Source organism: Salinimicrobium sp. WS361 (assembly GCF_050750585.1).
Classification (GTDB): domain Bacteria; phylum Bacteroidota; class Bacteroidia; order Flavobacteriales; family Flavobacteriaceae; genus Salinimicrobium.
Window position 1 is genome coordinate 123,982 of record NZ_JBOJLM010000002.1, and the last position, 16,346, is coordinate 140,327.

The window sequence follows — 16,346 nt, forward strand, 5'->3', positions numbered from 1 at the left end:
AGTGCACCGTGCAAGTATTATACTCCTGTCAACCAATAGTGGTTTTCAGGATTTTTTATTTTATAACAACAAGAATAACAGCCCCTTTTATTTGTAAACATCTTTTTACGAATGAAACATGTTTTCTTAATCTTCAGTTTTTTTCTTGTCGCAGTAAGCGGCTTTTCACAAGAATTTCAGGTGTCGGGTACAGTGACAAGTGGTGATAAGCCGCTTGAAGGTGCCATTGTAAGGGTAGAAGGCTCTTCGCAATTCACCCAGACTTCAGCAGGAGGGAAGTATTCTTTTACTCTTGAAGAAGGTGTGCACCATCTCATTTTTTCCTTCGGAAATAAAAAACGGGTGCGTATTGATCTTTCCGAAGATATGTTGCTCAATATCGATATGAGTGATGCCGAAGAAATCCTTGATGAGGTGTTTTTATCGGCTGTGAGAGTGAGCGCCGCCTCGCCTATCACTTACAGCAATTTATCTAATGAGGAGATAGAAGATCGCAACCTGGGGCAGGATATTCCCAGCCTTATGCAATACATGCCGGGAGTGGTCACTACCAGTGATGCCGGTGCCGGTATTGGCTACAGTAGCATCCGCGTGAGAGGTACCGAGGCCCGCGGAATCAATGTTACTATAAATGGTATTCCCTATAATGATGCCGAAAGTCAGGGGACCTTTTGGGTTAACCTGGGTGATTTTGCATCTTCTGTAGAAGACCTTCAGCTGCAGCGTGGTGTGGGAACTTCTACCAACGGGGCCGGGGCTTTTGGTGCCAGTTTGAATATACTTACAGACAGGTATAGTTATGAACCTTCGGCCGAGATCGCCAACAGTTTTGGTTCCTATAATACCCGAAAACACACCGTGAAATTCAGCACAGGAATATTTAATGATCACTGGGAATTCAGCGGAAGGGCTTCAGTAATAAAGAGCGACGGATACATTGATCGTGCTGCAACCGATCTTAAATCTTACTTTTTCCAGGGTTCTTACGTTGGTGAAACCACGCTTATCAAGGCCCTTACCTTTGGAGGTAGTGAAGTTACTTACCAGGCCTGGGATGGGATTGATGGGGACCAATTAAAAGAAGACAGGCGTTTCAACCCCGCAGGAGCTTATGAAGATGATGAAGGCGATCTTCAGTTTTACGACAACCATATAGACGATTACAAGCAGGATCACTTCCAGTTGCTCTGGAATGAACGCTACGGCAATGGCTGGTCTACAAACATTGCGCTCCACTACACCTACGGGAGAGGTTTCTACGAATCTTATCGCGCAGAAGAAGACCTGGAGGCCTATAATCTGGAACCATTCACCGCAAATGGTGAAGAGATTACCCAAAGTGATCTGGTTACCAAAAAATGGCTGGTCAATGATTTTTACGGTACAACTTTTAACGTGCAATACGAAAATGAGAAACTGGAAGTTATTGCCGGTGGTGCATGGAACAACTATGAAGGAGACCATTTTGGAGAGGTGATCTTCACCCGCTTTGCACCTAGCCTGCCTTTGCACAGGTACTATGAGAATGATGCTGAAAAAAGCGACTTTAATCTCTTCGGAAAAGTCACTTACGCCCTTAGTGATAATCTTGCGCTTTACGGAGACCTGCAGCTAAGGAAGATCAATTATGAGGTCAATGGTTTTGAAGAGGAAAACACGCCTTTCATAGTTGATGACAGCCATACCTTTTTTAATCCAAAAGCCGGATTTACCTATGAATTTTCGGAAGCCAGCCGACTTTACTTTTCGTTTGCCAGGGCGCATCGCGAGCCCAACCGGTCCGACTATGAGGCGGGCAATCCCGAACCTGAGGAGTTAAATGATTACGAGCTGGGATGGAGATTTGCGACAGAGAACTTTCAGCTGAATTCCAATCTTTACTATATGGATTACCGCAACCAGCTGGTGCTCACAGGAGAACTCAACGATGTGGGTGCGCCAATTAGAAGAAATAGTGGGAACAGCTATAGGCTGGGTCTGGAGTTAGATGCTGTGGTGAGGTTGCATCCAAAGTTCAGCTGGCGCCCAAATGTGGCAATAAGCCGGAATAAAAATGACGACTGGTTCGCTTCATGGGACGGGGAACTGCGCAGCTTCGGAAAAACTGACATCTCTTATTCTCCTGAGATCATTGCCGGAAATATCCTGGAATACCGACCTGTAGAAGGACTTGAGATCAAATTCCTCTCAAAATACGTGGGAGAGCAGTATATGAGTAATTTAGAAAACGAACCTTCTTTGTTAAAAGATTATTTTGTGAACGACATTAACCTGCAGTACACCTGGAAGAATGCACCATTTTTTGAAGAAGTGGTATTCACAGGCTTGATCAACAACATCTTTAGTGAAGAATATGTGTCAAATGGGTATTACTATACTTATGATTGGGATGGGGTTACCTACGATGGCGTAGGATACTACCCTCAGGCCACCCGCAATTTCCTGGCGGGGGTGACATTGAGGTTCTAAGAGATTACCTTTCAAAAAAGGCTTTTTTGAGACCTCTCAAAAGAGCCTTTTTTTATGCCTTTTAATTTGAGATCTGTATCACATTCCCCCTCTTTTCTATCCGATAGGGCTGCAGCATATATTCTCCTGTCCCTGCAGTTTGTTCTCCCGTAATGATGTTGTAAACATTTCCATCTCCACAGGTACATGCAGCTGCTGTTCCGTTTACAGTTAAGGCAGAACAGGCTTGAGGTATATGGTTAGGATCGGTAAGTTCATAAGCAAAATACTGGTCGTTGTTGAGGTTGTAAATAACAATTCCGTTAATGCCGTAGTTGCGTGTTATAAATTTATTTCCGGGAAAATTCAGCTGATTATATTCAGGAAGGTTAAGGTCAAACTGCACTGAAAAATTCAGGTGAGGCAGGTAAGGATTTTGACGTATCTCATCATCAGAAGAACATCCTAAAAGGGTGATAGATAAGGATAAAAGCATTAAAATTCGTTTCATATTTGGGTTTTTAAAAGCTGCCGGATTATAATTGTACTGGATATTTTAATTTACTATATTTGTTTAAAATCCCGTCGGCGAATGGGATTTTTTCTATTTATATAAACGACGAAGTTATGAGTAAAGTATCATATTATAGTGCAGATGGCCTTAAAAAACTTAGAGATGAACTCAATCAATTAAAGGATGTTGAGCGGCCAAAAGCTTCACAGGCAATTGCCGAAGCGCGTGATAAAGGTGATCTTAGTGAGAATGCCGAGTATGATGCTGCAAAGGAAGCCCAGGGTTTACTTGAATTGAAAATTGCAAAACTGGAAGAGATATATGCCAACGCAAGGTTAATTGATGAGTCGCAACTCGACACTTCTAAAGCCCTTGTACATTCAAACGTGAAAATTAAAAACCTGACTAACGGTGCCGAAGTGAAATACAAGCTGGTGGCCCAAAGTGAAGCCGATCTTAAAGCAGGAAAGATCTCTGTAGACAGTCCTATCGGGAAAGGCCTTTTGGGAAAAAAAGTAGGTGAGATCGCTGAAGTACAGGTGCCTTCGGGAACAATGAAATTCGAAATTCTTGAGATCACCCGTGACTAAGGGGTGTCAAAAATGTCATTTTTAAAGATCCTTTCTTCGGAAAGGATTTTTTTATGCCCCGGTTTATGCCGAAAATCTTAACTTGTTACTTCTAAAATTTAAAAACTATGCCCAGCATTTTTACAAAGATCGTCAACGGAGAAATACCTGCTTACAAAGTTGCAGAAACCGATAAATTTCTGGCCTTTCTCGATGTGCGGCCCAATGTAAAGGGACACACTTTGTGTATTCCAAAAGAAGAGGTCAATAAACTTTTTGACCTTGATGAAGAAACTTACATGCAGCTTATGGCCTTTTCGCGCAAGGTCGCTAAGGGCGTTGAGAAAGCCGTGCCATGTAAAAGGGTAGGAGTGGCAGTAGTAGGTCTTGAAGTGCCCCACGTGCATGTGCACCTTATACCCTTAAACAATATGAGCGATATGAATTTTGCGCAGAGCGTTTCCCTGAGCGAGGAAGAATTTCAGCAAATCGCCGATGATATCAAAGCCAATATTTAGTGGAGTTTTCGGAATATAAACTATCGCTGGACCTTCGGATTGATTTCAGTGATCTCGATATGTACCGTCACGTAAACAATCTCACGTTTATCAGGTTCCTTCAGTCGGGTAGGGTGAATTTTTGGGAGGCTGCCGGCCTGTCCAAGCTCTTTTCAGAATCAAATAAAGGAGCCATTCTGGTTTCCACGCATTGCGATTTTAAAAAATCGCTGTTTTACCCGGGAACGGCTACGGTAAAGACTAAACTGGCGTACATCAGGAACAGCAGTTTCGCGCTCGATCAATTGATCCTGAATGACAAAGGTGAAGTTTGTGCCGAAGGTAGGGACATAGCGGTTTTCTTCGACTTTTCTGAAGATAAATCATTGCCTATTCCTCCCGATCTCAGACAGGTGATGCAACAGTTTTAGCTCTGTGAAGCTGGATCTCGATGGTTGTTCCTTTGTTGATCTCGCTTCGCAGCACTTTTATCCTGCCGCCGTGATATTTTTCTATGATCCTTTTAGAGAGTGACAAACCAAGGCCCCAGCCTCTTTTTTTGGTGGTGAAGCCGGGCTCAAAAATGCGTTTGTATTTGCTTTTTGGTATTCCTTTTCCGGTATCGGTAACCTGGATATACACTTTTTTAGAATCCTGCTTCAGCTTTATTTCCAGTTCCCCTTTTCCCTTCATGGCATCTATGGCATTTCGCACCAGGTTTTCAATAGTCCAGCTGTAGAGTTGGGCATTGAGGTTGACCAAAATCTTTTCCGAAGGAAGCTGAAGTTGAAATTTGATGAGCTTTGAACTCCGCGCTTCAAGGTAATCAAAAGAATCCCGGGTTTTTTCAACAATGTCTGCCGGTTCCAGAGTGGGTGCCGATCCAATTTTAGAGAAACGTTCGGTGATGGTTTTAAGGCGGTCTACATCTTTTTCAATTTCCGTAATAAAATCGGGGTTCACCTTTTCTTCTTTAAGGATCTCTGTCCAGCCTATGAGCGAAGAAAGCGGGGTGCCAATCTGGTGCGCCGTCTCTTTGGCCATACCAGCCCATAATTTGTTTTGTTCGCTGCTTTTTGTAGTTCTGTAGAAAAAATAGATCACCGCAATAAACAGGATGATGATAAGAATAAGGGCGAGCGGGTAGTATTTCAGCTTGTTGAGCATGGGAGAATTTCCGTAGTAAACCCTGTTCACCCTGCCTTCGCCAAGATCCATTTCTATAGGCTCATTGGTGCTTTTAAGCGATGCGAGGAATTGCTGAAGTTCTTCTTCACTGGCCATGATCTCGCCAGGTATGTTCATGGCGTCTACTATCTGGCCATTGTCATCTACCAGTATTGTGGGAATGCTCGAATTGCTGTTGATGATCTCCAGGTAAAGATCAAGGCCGGTATCTGTATCTACCTGGTCAAGATAAACCTGTGCCGAAGCCCAGATGTTCATTTTTACCCGTTCTTCTTCCTTGATGCGTTGAAAAAAGGCAACTGCATTCCATACAATAAGGCTAACAATGATGAGCGAAGTAACGATAATGAACCAGCGGCGAAAGTTTCGTTTGTCTGAAAACCTCATGAAGGCAGGGCTTAAATTGCGTTTAAATATAATCGTTTTAGGTAACTTATTATTGTGTAGCCAATTTTTCATCTCTTCAGGGTTTCGTTACCTTTGCCAAAATCACGAGCATGCTTAGCATAGATCCTAAAGAAGTTCCCGTACCACAATTGCACCAGTACCTGCTGGGAGCAGTAGGGCCAAGGCCCATAGCTTTTGCCAGCACCCTCGATAAAGAGGGAAGGCCAAATTTATCGCCCTTCAGTTTCTTTAATGTATTTGGGTCAAATCCTCCAATACTTATTTTTTCTCCGGCACGCCGCGGAAGAGATAATACGGTAAAGCACACTTATAATAATTCTAAAGCCACGGGAGAAGTAGTGATCAATGTGGTGAATTACGATTTGGTACAGCAGGTTTCGCTGTCGAGTACCGAATATGCCGAAGGTGTCAACGAATTTGAAAAGGCAGGGCTTACTATGCTGAAATCGGACATTGTAAAGCCTTTCAGGGTGAAGGAATCACCTGTACAATTTGAGTGCAGGATCAATGAGATCGTAGAGACCGGAAGTGAAGGAGGAGCCGGGAATCTTGTAATTTGTGAGGTGCTAAAAATGCATATTCGGGAAGATATTTTAGATGAAAAAGGCTATATTGACCAGCACAAAATTGACCTGGTAGCCCGCATGGGAGGTAACTGGTACACCCGCGCCACCCCCGGAATGTTTGAAGTTCCAAAGCCTTTGCAGACTTTAGGAATAGGAATTGATGCCATTGCCGAAGAGGTTAGAAACAGCAAATATCTCTCGGGGAATGATCTTGGGAAACTGGGCAATGTAGAGCGGCTTCCCACGGCTGAAGAAGTCAGGGAGTTTTTGAGAGGGAATTCTCAACTTTCAGAATTGGTGAAAAGCGCCGGTGAAGAAAAGCTGCATTTAACAGCAAAAGAATATTTAGAAAAAGACGATAAGGCAACAGCCTGGAAAATATTATTAGCAAAAAACGTTTGATATGGAAGTACAAGGAAAAATTAAGATGATTGGACAAACCCAAACCTTCGGGAGCAACGGGTTTAGAAAGAGAGAAGTGGTAGTTACAACAGAAGAGCAGTACCCACAACATATTCTTGTAGAATTTGTGCAGGATAAATGTGATCTTCTAAATAATTATGGTGTTGGACAGCCTGTAAAGATTGGGGTGAATTTGCGCGGGCGCGAATGGGTGAACCCGCAGGGAGAGACCAAATACTTCAACTCTATACAGGGATGGAGAATTGAAAACCTGGCAGCTCAGAGTCAGCAGGGTGGCGCTCCTGTACCACCGGCCGATCAATTTGAACCGGCCAATAATCTAAACGACGAAGATTACGACGATTTGCCATTCTAGGTGAATCATAAAATAAATAATAAAAACCCCTTTTCTGAAGAATTGGGGTTTTTTCTTTTCTGAAGAGACCGGAAAAAAAGAGTGGTCAATTTGTTTTATTTTTACTTCTGAAAAAAGACCCCTTGTTTTTGACATTTTTGAGACCACAAGACGATTTTCCTTCAGTTGAGAAGGCTACAGCAGAAGGCTTGCTGGCTTATGGCGGTGACTTATCGCCACAAAGGCTTCTGGCAGCATATTCCCGCGGAATCTTTCCGTGGTTTGATGAAGATCAGCCTATTTTGTGGTGGAGTCCCGATCCCCGAATGGTGCTGTTTCCCGAAAACCTGAAGGTCTCCAAAAGCATGAAGCAACTGCTTAAAAAAGATGCTTTCAAAGTGAGCTTTAATACGGCTTTTTCAGAAGTTATTGAACAATGTGCAAAAATATACAGGCCGGGACAGCCCGGCACCTGGATAACGCCCGAAATGCAGCAGGCTTACCTTTCCCTGCATGAGGAAGGTATTGCAGTTTCAGTTGAAGTTTGGCAAGAAACGGAACTCGTGGGTGGCCTGTACGGAGTCTACTTAAGGGAAAAGAAGATCTTTTGCGGGGAAAGTATGTTTTCAAAGGTCAGTAACGCCTCAAAATACGGATTTATTCACCTGGTGCAGCAACTTGAAAAGGAAGGCGTAAGATTAATTGACTGCCAGATGCACACAGCCCATCTCGCCAGTTTGGGTGCAGCCGAAATTCCCCGCAGCGTATTTCTTGAATACCTGAGCTGAAACCAGAAAGAGGTTCCAAAAATGGCATTTTTGAAACCTTTTTTTCTGTGGTTACTGCAGTTCTTTCACTTCGCTGTGCCTAAAGCATTGCGTTATGTGATCATTCACCATGCCTGTGGCCTGCATATGCGCATAGACCACTGTTGGTCCAACGAATTTAAAGCCCCTTTTTTTAAGATCTTTGCTCAGTTTTTCGCTTATCGTTGTGATTGCGGGTACTTCAGATAAATTTTGAAGGTCGTTTTGAATGGGGCTGCCATCAACAAATCCCCATATATATTTTGAGAAACTTCCAAACTCCTCCTGCACCTTCATAAAAGCCTGTGCGTTGGTTACGGCAGCACGAATTTTTGCAGCGTTTCTTATAATCCCGCTGTCTTGCATCAGAGTTTCCACTTTAGCTTCAGAAAATTGAGCTACTTTCCTGTAATCAAAGTTTTCAAAAGCGCTTCGGAAGTTTTCCCTTTTCCGAAGAATAGTGATCCAGCTTAAGCCCGCCTGAAAGGTTTCCAGAATCAAGAACTCAAAAATGCCGGCATCATCTTTTAAGGGAACGCCCCATTCCCGGTCGTGGTATTCCTCATAGAGTGGATCGCCCACGCACCAGCCGCAACGTATCTTTTCTTCCATTAATTCTGAAAATTATAGGTTATAGTGCCGGGTTGTGCATTTCGCCCGACAAGTTGGGTGAATTTTGCATCTGCCGCATATCTCATAGCCATATTTGCGAGGCATTCGTTGCTGCTGGTAGATGCGTTCTTATTGATGCTTGTTTTTACAACGTCTCCCGCAGCATTCACGGTGATATTTACCACAATCCTTCCGGAAGTGTCACAGGTATAAATTGGATTGGGAATATCTATAGCTGTTCGACCTACCAGAGAAAAAGAAATAGAGCTATTTCTCAGGCTGCCGGGTTTTACCGATGTTTCTTTACTGCTGTTATCTCCTTCAGAAGCCTTCTTTTTCTTCTCTTTTTTATTGTTGTTCAGTCTAAATTCTCCTTGTGCAGATTTGGCAGACTCTGCTTCCGAAGTTTCCTGTTGCGCGGCATTCTTCTGAAATATTTCATCCAATCTCGACTCCAGGTTATTCTGGCTTTCCTCCTGATCCTGGTTGAATGCCTGATGTGTTTGTACGGTAGGGCTCGGGCGTTGAGGTTCTGCAGGTTTGGACTCTTCGGGCTCGGGTTGTTCTTCTTCGGGAGGTGGGATGGGCCTTAATTCATTTAGCTCAATAAGCGTCTCCCGAATCTTTTTTGATTCGTTGGAGATATTGATGTTGTACATAGACAAGATCAAAATCGAAAAGATAAGGCTGGTAATGATCAGCGCCTTATGTCGATCGAAAAAATCCATTTTTTAAGTTTCTTCCTCCATCGAAAGATACTCATTTACAAAAGAATCTACTGTTAAGGCATTTTCAACTTTGTAGTCTCCAATACGGGTGCGACGCAGCGAAGAGAGGTATGCGCCACTGTTTAGCCGAGATCCAAAATCAAAGGCGAGGCTGCGAATGTAAGTACCCTTGCTGCACACCACTCTAAAATGTACTTTTGGAAGCTCAATTTTAGTGATCTCAAATTCTGAAATATTTACTGTGCGGGTAGGTATCTCCACTTCTTCCCCGCTTCGGGCGTATTCGTAAAGCCTTTTTCCATCTTTCTTTAAAGCTGAAAATACGGGTGGCCTTTGCTGAATATCTCCCAAAAATGCTTTTGTTGCTTCATGAATTCCTTCTGAAGTGAGATGATCTATGGGGAAAGTTTCATCAACTTCAGTCTCCATATCGAAGGAAGGCGTAGTGGCGCCCAGGGTGAAGGTACCGGTGTATTCTTTTTCCTGTCCCTGAAGGCTTTCAATAAGTTTGGTAGATTTCCCGGTGCAAAGGATGAGCAACCCCGTAGCTAATGGATCTAGAGTACCTGCGTGGCCTACCTTAATTTTTTTGATCCTGAAGTTCTTCCGGATGAGCCATCTCACTTTATTTACCAACTGGAAAGATGTCCATTCCAGGGGTTTATCAAATAAGAGGATTTGTCCGGTTTTGAATTCTTCTTCAGTCATTATTTATCAGGCGTAGAAATATTGGTAAACAATTGCTATTGTGCCCACTATAAAACAGTAGATAGCAAAATAGGTGAGTTTGCTTTTGCGCACCAGGGCAATCATCCAGGTACAGGCGGCAAAACCGGCGATGAACGCAGCGATGAATCCGGCCAGTAGTGGTATAGGTGCGATAGTGGTGTTAGTCAGGTCCCCACTCAAAAGGTCTTTTGCAATTTTCCCTAAAATTAAAGGTACTACCATGAGGAACGAGAAACGTGCAGCTCTAGATTTGTCATTTCCCAGCAGCACAGAGGTAGAAATGGTGGCCCCACTTCTTGAAATTCCCGGTAAAATGGCTATAGCCTGTGCCACTCCTATAATAATACTGTCTTTGTAGGTTACAGGTTTGCCAGTATTTTTAGCCCTGTCGGCCAGCCACAACAACACCGAAGTGATTAAGAGCATGAACCCTACAAAAGTGAGATTGCCACCAAAGAGAGATTCAAGCTCCTCCTCAAACATTAACCCGACAAAAACTGCGGGGATCATAGAGAGGACGATCTTTAAAGAGAATTTAGTTTCGTCATTCCAGCGGAAGGAGAACAGGCCGCGGAAAATTTCGGCTACGTCTTTCCTAAAAACTACAATGGTACTTAGAGCGGTTGCAAAGTGAAGTACCACGGTGATCATTAAAGATTCTTCGGGAATGCTTTGGCTTCCAAGAAGAGCTTTTCCTATTTCAAGGTGCCCGCTTGAAGAAACCGGCAAAAATTCGGTTAGTCCCTGGATGATTCCAAGGAACACAGCATCAATAATTTCCATTATTATTTTCGGGGGTTGAGAAGGATTGCGTAGACTTCAATGGCGAAACCAAGAAGTACCAGGGCTGGTGCCAGTCTTATTCTTCTAAAACTATAGATTTCCGGATTAAAAACATTCGGGTCGTCACTGCCGCCGCCGGCCATAAGAATGAATCCAAGGGCGATTACCGCCAGGCCTATTCCCATCACAATGTAGTTCTTCTTTTCGAATACAAAATTAAGATCCTGCCTGTGTAAAGGCTTTTTGTTCTTGTTCATTGGTTCTTTGTTTTTGGCTGCAATCCCTTAAAATATAAGGTGTCAAAAATAGCATTTTAAAGTTTGAATTTATAATTCTGATTGGAGCTTTTAAAAATGATAACTCTTAATCTTAAGATTGTTTATTGATATTAAGACGTTCTTCTAGTTTTTTTGCCACAGATGCACAGATATTTTTTAGAGATACTCTGCCAGTCTAAATATTTTCTGGAGTGGTTAGATTTCTTTTTGAACGGCAGAATTTCATTTGATCTTTGTACATTGAATTTCCAATTTCATCAGTGTATTCATGGTATTTTCAAAGAGTTTCTTCTAATTTTTTTGCCACAGATGCACAGATATTTTTTAGAGATACTCTGCCAATCTAAATATTTTCTGGAGTGGTTAGATTTCTTTTTGAACGGCAGAATTTCATTTGATCTTTGTACATTGAATTTCCAATTTTATCAGTGTATTCATGGTATTTTCAAAGAGTTTCTTCTAATTTTTTTGCCACAGATGCACAGATATTTTTAAAATAAGCCAACCTAAATATTTTTTTGAGTGGCGGCGGTTTCTTTTGATAGCAGAAGTTTCTTGAATTCAAAGAGATCTTCTTACAGTGAATTTTCAACTTTTATTAGTGTATTCGTGGCCTTTAAAAAGTTTTTTTTTGAAATTTTCGCCACAGATGCACAGATATTTTTAAAAGATATTGTGGAGTGATAACGCATTCCACTCTTTTTTTGTTGCTGTCACTTCTTTTTCTTTTAAAGTATAATTCTATGATGTATTAATTTATCACCTTCAAAATTGGCTAAGATGGCTAACCGAAGTTTAGAAATCTTTAAGTAGTTAAGGCATTGCGCCATATGCGATTCGTGCAAATGCGAAGCAGATTTTAATTCCAAAATTATCTTTCCAAAGACTACGAAATCTGCATTAAAATGATGGGGTAGTATAGTGTCTTTATAGTGAACCTGAAACTTCTTTTCCCTTTCATAAGGAATATTTCTCATCTTCAGTTCGTATTCTATTGCATCTGAATAAACTACCTCAAGAAAGCCACCGCCTAGTTCGTTATGCACGTCAAAAAGAACTCCGAGAAGTTCGTATGTCAGGTCTTTATACAGAAAATCACCCATAACTTATCCATGTATTTGTGGTTCTCTAACTAATACATTTTTCTTTCTGAAGCACATATCAATGTGCACAACAAAAAGAACACATGTGAGTTTATATTTCTTTAGGATATTCCCATAGACCATCTGTGCATCTGTGGCTATTTTATGGCACGACTTACTTGTTTAAAAACAGGTGTTGTAACGGGAGTGAGATCTTCTATAAATTATCTATAACTCACTAATAATACAATTCGTCAGTTTTTAAATTCAGGAAGCGCTGGGTGGCAAAAAAGGTGCTAAGCCAGGTTATCACTGCTCCCATTAGAAAGATTCCGAAGAAAAGAGCAGCCAAAATGCTTGTATCGCTTAGCAGTTCAAGTTCAGGAAAGCTCTTGTTCATATAGTAAAGTACTATGGCCATACCTATTAGTGCAATAAGTGCGCCTATCATGCCCAGTTTTACGCTCTTCAGAATAAATGGTTTTCTAATAAACCTTTTTGTAGCACCTACCATTTGCATGGTCTTGATAATAAACCTTTTTGAATATACCGAAAGCCTTATGGAGCTGTTGATCAAAAGCACGGCGATAAAGGTGAAAATCGCGCTAATGGCAAGCACCCAAAAACTGATTTTTGTAACATTCTCGTTGAGGAGGGAGATAAGAGGTTTATCATAAACCACTTCATCTACAAAATTCTTTGCAGTTAACTCTTCGGCAATTTGGTCTATTTCGCCCGAGGTAATATAATCGGCTTTGAAGTATAGGTCAATAGAATTTTGTAGTGGGTTATAACCCAAAAACTCCATAAAATCTTCTCCAATTTCTTTGCTGTGAGCTTCGGCTGCTTCCTCTTTAGTCACATAAGTGGTAGACTTTGTGTATTCGGCGAGGGCAATGGTCTTGTTAAGCTGGGTGATCTCCACTTCCTTCGCGGTGTCTTTAAGGTAAATGGTCAAAGCGATCTGCTCCTTGAAATGATCGGCTATTTTTTTGGTGTTGAGCACTAAAAGCCCCAGTAACCCAAGTAAAAACAGGACCAGCGCGATACTGATCACGACCGAAAAATAAGAGGAAATAAGACGTCTTTTTTGATATTTTTCAAAAGATGAACTCATAGGGCGGCTGCGTAAATTTGTGTAAAAATAAGAAAGTAAATCAATCCCTTTCTTTAAAACGCCCAAACTTTTCACTTTCGTACATTAACCGTATTTTTGCCCTTCCCTGAAGGTTTCCGGGAATGTAATAACGTGACGCTGAATCTGTAAAATGAGGTACAACTTCAACCAAATTGAAAAAAAATGGCAGGAGTACTGGGCAAAGAACCAGACTTTCAAGGCTGAGAATAATTCTGAAAAACCTAAATATTACGTGCTCGATATGTTTCCGTATCCTTCGGGGGCAGGGCTGCACGTTGGGCACCCGCTGGGTTATATTGCCAGTGATATCTATGCCCGCTATAAGAGGCACAAGGGGTTTAATGTGCTGCACCCACAGGGATATGACAGTTTTGGTTTGCCTGCAGAGCAGTATGCCATACAAACAGGACAACACCCTGCCCTTACTACAGAGGCTAATATAAATCGCTATCGCGAACAGCTTGACCAGATAGGTTTCTCCTTTGACTGGAGCCGGGAGGTACGCACCAGCGAGCCAGATTATTACAAATGGACACAGTGGATCTTTATTCAGCTCTTTGATTCCTGGTATGATTTTGAATCTGAAAAAGCCCGCCCTATAAGTGAACTGGAAGAGATCTTTGCTGCGGAAGGGAATAGCGGTGTAAATGCGGCCTGTGATGATGATGTAGAGCAGTTTACTGTAACACAATGGAATAATTTCTCTTCGGAAGAAAAACAAAAGCAATTGCTGAAGTACAGGCTGACGTATCTTGCTGAAACCGAAGTGAACTGGTGCCCGCAATTGGGGACTGTGCTCGCAAATGACGAGATCGTGAATGGCGTTTCCGAAAGGGGAGGCTACCCGGTGATCAGGAAGAAAATGACCCAGTGGAGCATGCGTATTTCAGCTTTTGCCGAGCGACTGCTGCAGGGGCTAAACGAGCTAGACTGGACAGAAAGTTTAAAGGAGAGTCAGCGGAACTGGATTGGGAAATCCGTGGGGGCTCTTGTGGAATTCAAAGTTCAAGGTTCAGAGTTCAAGGTTCCGGTATTTACCACAAGACCCGATACAATATTTGGAGTCACATTCATGACCCTTGCTCCCGAGCACGAACTGGTGGAGAAGATCACTATTCCCGAGCATAAATCCGAAGTTGAAGCTTATGTACAGGCAACGGCTAAGCGCAGTGAGCGGGAAAGAATGGCCGATGTAAAGACCATTAGCGGTGTTTTTACAGGGGCCTATGCCGAGCATCCTTTTACAAAGGAGCCGGTGCCAATCTGGATTGGAGATTATGTGTTGGCCGGTTATGGAACAGGAGCCGTTATGGCGGTGCCATGTGGCGATCAACGAGATTACGAGTTTGCCAAACATTTTGATCTGCCAATCAGGAATATTTTTGAGAATGTGGATATATCTGAAGAAGCTTATTCCGGCAAGGAAGGCACTGTGATCGCAAATTCAGATTTCCTTGACGGACTCGAATACAAAGCAGCCCTTCAAAAAGCCATTTTAGAGCTGGAAAAGATTGGGCAGGGAAAAGGAAAAACTAATTACCGACTCAGAGATGCGGTGTTTAGCCGACAAAGATACTGGGGTGAGCCATTTCCGGTTTATTATGTGGAGGGGCTTCCGCAGATGATAGAAAAAGAGCATTTGCCGCTACGTCTTCCCGAAGTAGAGAAATATCTACCGACGGAAACCGGGGAGCCGCCTTTAGGAAACGCTACAGACTGGGCGTGGGACACAGAAAAGAATGAAGTGGTAGAGAATTCAAAGATCGATCACAAAACTGTTTTTCCTCTTGAATTGAACACCATGCCCGGCTGGGCAGGTAGTTCCTGGTATTTATTCAGGTATATGGATCCTCAAAATGAAGAGCGATTTGCTTCAGAAGAAGCTCTAGAATACTGGGAAAATGTCGACCTGTACATTGGAGGAAGTGAACACGCCACAGGTCATTTATTATATTCGCGATTCTGGACAAAATTTTTGAAGGACAGAGGTTATTTGACGGTGGAAGAGCCTTTTAAAAAGCTGATCAATCAGGGGATGATCCTTGGGACTTCAGTTTTCCATTCTGCATATGATTATTCTTTAACCTTAAAGCAGTCATTAGTGGAAAAGCACACTTCCTATCCATTCATTAGGAATTCTGAAACAGAGATTGATCTAAATGTTATAGTATTATCTAAAAATGATGATGAAATACCTTTTGATGAGGTAAGAGAAAAAACTTTAAATCTAATCCAGAAGAGACAGGCTAAACAAAAACAACTGCCAGAAATATTGTCTTCCAAATCTGATTTAGGAGTGAACGGTTACTCATTTAATCCAAATAGAAGATTTCCCTATTCTTCTGTTGATCCAATTACTTTAAAAATTAATTTTGAAAAGCTTAGGGAAGATCCAATGTATCAGTTTGTATTATCCTTTGGAGATGACGAATTTATTTGCTCCCATGAGGTAGAGAAAATGTCAAAATCCAAATACAATGTTGTCAACCCAGATGATATTTGTGAGGATTACGGAGCCGATACGCTAAGGATGTACGAGATGTTCCTTGGTCCGCTGGAACAGGCAAAACCATGGAATACCGCCGGCATTACCGGAGTGCATAACTTTCTAAAGAAACTCTGGAACCTTTATCACGATCAGGATAACAATTTTTCTGTGAGTGACGGGAAGGCTTCAGCCGATTCACTTAAGACGCTTCATAAGACCATTAAAAAGGTAACCGGGGATATCGAGAATTTCAGCTTTAATACTTCGGTGAGTACATTTATGATATGCGTCAATGAACTGTCGGCTCAAAAATGCCATTTTAGAGAGGTATTGGAGCCGCTGGCTATTCTTATTGCGCCTTATGCGCCGCATATTTCCGAAGAACTATGGGAAAAACTGGGGCATGACACATCGGTCACTACGGCAGCTTATCCTGTTTACGAAGAGAAATTCCTGGTAGAAAGCACAAAAGAATATCCAATTTCTTTCAACGGGAAGATGCGCTTCACCCTTGAACTGCCCCTCGATATGAGTAAAGACGAAATTGAGAAGACGGTGCTGGCTCACGAAAAAACACAACAACAGCTGGATGGCAGGGTGCCAAAAAAGGTAATTGTAGTGCCCGGTAAAATTGTGAATATAGTAGGTTAGATTCTTTTTTAAGCCGTAGCAGCAGCGGGATGCGACAAAAGTTCACATTTTGCTTCCAAAAATAAATTGGCCGGCTTTTTGTTATAAAGCTTCAACAAAATAAC

General features: G+C 42.2%; 17 protein-coding genes. 8 read left to right on the forward strand and 9 right to left on the reverse strand.

The window, feature by feature from the left end:
- The first annotated feature begins 111 nt into the window (after positions 1-111).
- The gene (locus ACQ93I_RS02460) at positions 112-2,469 is read left to right on the forward strand and encodes a TonB-dependent receptor (RefSeq protein WP_431696997.1); all 2,358 of its coding nucleotides are present in this window, start codon (positions 112-114) and stop codon (positions 2,467-2,469) included.
- Between the two features lie 61 nt (positions 2,470-2,530).
- Here ACQ93I_RS02460 and ACQ93I_RS02465 read toward each other — a convergent pair whose 3' ends face one another.
- Positions 2,531-2,959 (reverse strand): hypothetical protein, encoded by a 429-nt coding sequence (locus tag ACQ93I_RS02465; RefSeq protein ID WP_431696998.1) that lies wholly within the window; start codon positions 2,957-2,959, stop codon positions 2,531-2,533.
- 116 nt (positions 2,960-3,075) lie between these two features.
- Here ACQ93I_RS02465 and greA point away from each other — a divergent pair, with 116 nt between their 5' ends.
- The 3 genes from greA to ACQ93I_RS02480 all read left to right on the forward strand — a co-directional run bounded on the left by greA (position 3,076) and on the right by ACQ93I_RS02480 (position 4,459).
- Complete coding sequence (gene greA, locus ACQ93I_RS02470; RefSeq protein WP_431696999.1) at positions 3,076-3,552, forward strand: transcription elongation factor GreA; 477 nt, start codon at positions 3,076-3,078, stop codon at positions 3,550-3,552.
- Between the two features lie 107 nt (positions 3,553-3,659).
- Positions 3,660-4,049, forward strand: a complete 390-nt coding sequence (locus ACQ93I_RS02475; protein ID WP_266071139.1) for an HIT family protein — start codon at positions 3,660-3,662, stop codon at positions 4,047-4,049.
- On the forward strand, positions 4,049-4,459 hold the full coding sequence (locus ACQ93I_RS02480; protein ID WP_266071138.1) for an acyl-CoA thioesterase: 411 nt from the start codon (positions 4,049-4,051) through the stop codon (positions 4,457-4,459). The genes ACQ93I_RS02475 and ACQ93I_RS02480 overlap by 1 nt, the downstream gene beginning before the upstream one ends.
- On the opposite strand, the gene ACQ93I_RS02485 is transcribed toward ACQ93I_RS02480, so the two are convergent.
- On the reverse strand, positions 4,434-5,603 hold the full coding sequence (locus tag ACQ93I_RS02485) for a sensor histidine kinase (RefSeq protein WP_431697000.1): 1,170 nt from the start codon (positions 5,601-5,603) through the stop codon (positions 4,434-4,436). The two genes, ACQ93I_RS02480 and ACQ93I_RS02485, sit on opposite strands and share 26 nt — an antisense overlap.
- 110 nt (positions 5,604-5,713) lie before the next feature.
- Between ACQ93I_RS02485 and ACQ93I_RS02490 the strand changes: the two genes are divergently transcribed.
- The 3 genes from ACQ93I_RS02490 (at position 5,714) to aat (ending at position 7,735) form a co-directional block, all read left to right on the forward strand.
- Positions 5,714-6,592 (forward strand): flavin reductase family protein, encoded by an 879-nt coding sequence (locus ACQ93I_RS02490; protein WP_431697001.1) that lies wholly within the window; start codon positions 5,714-5,716, stop codon positions 6,590-6,592.
- Between the two features lies 1 nt (position 6,593).
- The gene (locus tag ACQ93I_RS02495; protein WP_266071135.1) at positions 6,594-6,968 is read left to right on the forward strand and encodes a DUF3127 domain-containing protein; all 375 of its coding nucleotides are present in this window, start codon (positions 6,594-6,596) and stop codon (positions 6,966-6,968) included.
- A 128-nt stretch (positions 6,969-7,096) separates the two neighbouring features.
- Positions 7,097-7,735: a leucyl/phenylalanyl-tRNA--protein transferase gene (gene aat, locus ACQ93I_RS02500; RefSeq protein ID WP_431697002.1), complete on the forward strand. Its 639-nt coding sequence runs from the start codon at positions 7,097-7,099 to the stop codon at positions 7,733-7,735.
- A gap of 51 nt (positions 7,736-7,786) precedes the next feature.
- Here aat and ACQ93I_RS02505 read toward each other — a convergent pair whose 3' ends face one another.
- The 7 genes from ACQ93I_RS02505 to ACQ93I_RS02535 form a co-directional block, all read right to left on the reverse strand.
- Positions 7,787-8,365 (reverse strand): DNA-3-methyladenine glycosylase I, encoded by a 579-nt coding sequence (locus ACQ93I_RS02505; protein WP_431697003.1) that lies wholly within the window; start codon positions 8,363-8,365, stop codon positions 7,787-7,789.
- The gene (locus tag ACQ93I_RS02510; RefSeq protein ID WP_431697004.1) at positions 8,365-9,093 is read right to left on the reverse strand and encodes a hypothetical protein; all 729 of its coding nucleotides are present in this window, start codon (positions 9,091-9,093) and stop codon (positions 8,365-8,367) included. The genes ACQ93I_RS02505 and ACQ93I_RS02510 overlap by 1 nt, the downstream gene beginning before the upstream one ends.
- A gap of 3 nt (positions 9,094-9,096) precedes the next feature.
- Complete coding sequence (gene truB, locus ACQ93I_RS02515; RefSeq protein ID WP_431697005.1) at positions 9,097-9,801, reverse strand: tRNA pseudouridine(55) synthase TruB; 705 nt, start codon at positions 9,799-9,801, stop codon at positions 9,097-9,099.
- Positions 9,802-9,807: 6 nt separating this feature from the next.
- Positions 9,808-10,605, reverse strand: coding sequence for an undecaprenyl-diphosphate phosphatase (locus ACQ93I_RS02520; protein ID WP_431697006.1), 798 nt, complete (start codon positions 10,603-10,605; stop codon positions 9,808-9,810).
- 2 nt (positions 10,606-10,607) lie between these two features.
- Positions 10,608-10,862 (reverse strand): DUF3098 domain-containing protein, encoded by a 255-nt coding sequence (locus ACQ93I_RS02525; protein WP_423820022.1) that lies wholly within the window; start codon positions 10,860-10,862, stop codon positions 10,608-10,610.
- A gap of 749 nt (positions 10,863-11,611) precedes the next feature.
- Entirely contained in the window at positions 11,612-11,986 is a 375-nt protein-coding gene (locus tag ACQ93I_RS02530) for a GxxExxY protein (protein WP_431697007.1), read from the reverse strand.
- Positions 11,987-12,203: 217 nt separating this feature from the next.
- The gene (locus ACQ93I_RS02535) at positions 12,204-13,082 is read right to left on the reverse strand and encodes a cell division protein FtsX (protein WP_431697008.1); all 879 of its coding nucleotides are present in this window, start codon (positions 13,080-13,082) and stop codon (positions 12,204-12,206) included.
- A gap of 151 nt (positions 13,083-13,233) precedes the next feature.
- Between ACQ93I_RS02535 and ACQ93I_RS02540 the strand changes: the two genes are divergently transcribed.
- Positions 13,234-16,242 (forward strand): leucine--tRNA ligase, encoded by a 3,009-nt coding sequence (locus tag ACQ93I_RS02540; RefSeq protein ID WP_431697009.1) that lies wholly within the window; start codon positions 13,234-13,236, stop codon positions 16,240-16,242.
- Positions 16,243-16,346 lie beyond the last annotated feature (104 nt).

What these genes read in the sequence shown, in the direction of transcription:
- ACQ93I_RS02490 (WP_431697001.1), top strand. Translation starts at nt 5,714, where the DNA reads ATGCTTAGCATAGATCCTAAAGAAGTTCCCGTACCACAATTGCACCAG.
- ACQ93I_RS02540 (WP_431697009.1), top strand. Translation starts at nt 13,234, where the DNA reads ATGAGGTACAACTTCAACCAAATTGAAAAAAAATGGCAGGAGTACTGG.
- ACQ93I_RS02485 (WP_431697000.1), bottom strand. Translation starts at nt 5,603, where the DNA reads ATGAGGTTTTCAGACAAACGAAACTTTCGCCGCTGGTTCATTATCGTT.
- ACQ93I_RS02525 (WP_423820022.1), bottom strand. Translation starts at nt 10,862, where the DNA reads ATGAACAAGAACAAAAAGCCTTTACACAGGCAGGATCTTAATTTTGTA.
- ACQ93I_RS02510 (WP_431697004.1), bottom strand. Translation starts at nt 9,093, where the DNA reads ATGGATTTTTTCGATCGACATAAGGCGCTGATCATTACCAGCCTTATC.
- ACQ93I_RS02495 (WP_266071135.1), top strand. Translation starts at nt 6,594, where the DNA reads ATGGAAGTACAAGGAAAAATTAAGATGATTGGACAAACCCAAACCTTC.
- ACQ93I_RS02460 (WP_431696997.1), top strand. Translation starts at nt 112, where the DNA reads ATGAAACATGTTTTCTTAATCTTCAGTTTTTTTCTTGTCGCAGTAAGC.
- truB (WP_431697005.1), bottom strand. Translation starts at nt 9,801, where the DNA reads ATGACTGAAGAAGAATTCAAAACCGGACAAATCCTCTTATTTGATAAA.
- ACQ93I_RS02530 (WP_431697007.1), bottom strand. Translation starts at nt 11,986, where the DNA reads ATGGGTGATTTTCTGTATAAAGACCTGACATACGAACTTCTCGGAGTT.
- ACQ93I_RS02535 (WP_431697008.1), bottom strand. Translation starts at nt 13,082, where the DNA reads ATGAGTTCATCTTTTGAAAAATATCAAAAAAGACGTCTTATTTCCTCT.
- greA (WP_431696999.1), top strand. Translation starts at nt 3,076, where the DNA reads ATGAGTAAAGTATCATATTATAGTGCAGATGGCCTTAAAAAACTTAGA.
- ACQ93I_RS02465 (WP_431696998.1), bottom strand. Translation starts at nt 2,959, where the DNA reads ATGAAACGAATTTTAATGCTTTTATCCTTATCTATCACCCTTTTAGGA.
- ACQ93I_RS02520 (WP_431697006.1), bottom strand. Translation starts at nt 10,605, where the DNA reads ATGGAAATTATTGATGCTGTGTTCCTTGGAATCATCCAGGGACTAACC.
- ACQ93I_RS02475 (WP_266071139.1), top strand. Translation starts at nt 3,660, where the DNA reads ATGCCCAGCATTTTTACAAAGATCGTCAACGGAGAAATACCTGCTTAC.
- ACQ93I_RS02505 (WP_431697003.1), bottom strand. Translation starts at nt 8,365, where the DNA reads ATGGAAGAAAAGATACGTTGCGGCTGGTGCGTGGGCGATCCACTCTAT.